Source organism: Neisseria sp. P0021.S006, from assembly GCF_051956895.1.
Genome location: NZ_JBQCWZ010000890.1, coordinates 1 through 596 on the forward strand (window position 1 = coordinate 1; position 596 = coordinate 596).

The 596-nt window shown below is 48.3% G+C and carries 1 protein-coding gene; it reads left to right on the forward strand.

The features are described 5' to 3' along the window. A partial coding sequence (locus tag ACTHUM_RS17735) for a sodium:proton antiporter (RefSeq protein WP_440403653.1) occupies nt 1-596 on the forward strand: 596 nt, incomplete at both ends.

A 596-nucleotide genomic window follows, 5' to 3' on the forward strand; every position in this document is an offset into this window, starting at 1 on the left:
CCCTTTATCCTGTTGCTTTTGGCGCTCTATACCATTTCAGGCGGTATTTTTGTCAGCGGCGATTTGCACGGCTCGCCCAAATTGAACACAACCCTGTTGGCAGTCGGTACGGCTTTGTCTTCCATCATGGGGACGACAGGCGCGGCGATGTTGATGATTCGTCCGCTTTTGAAAGCCAACCATAAACGCCACTACCGCGTTCACATCGTGATTTTCTTCATTTTCTTGGTGGCGAATATCGGCGGCGGTTTGACTCCTTTAGGCGATCCTCCTCTGTTCTTAGGCTTTCTGAAAGGCGTAGATTTCATGTGGACGGTCAAACACATGCTGATGCCTGTATTAATCAGTTCTGTGGTTTTACTGACTGTTTTCTACATCATCGACAGCCGACACTTCAACCGTGAACAAAGCGAACACCTTGCTCCTGCTCCTTCCGATAAAGAAGAAAAAGTTAAAATCTACGGCAAATGGAATTTTCTGTTACTGGCCGGTGTAGTCGGCGCGGTTTTGCTGTCCGGTTTGTGGAAACCAAATCATCCGGGCTTTGAAATCTTGGGCAGCCATTATGCCTTGCAAAACCTGATGCGCGATGGCAT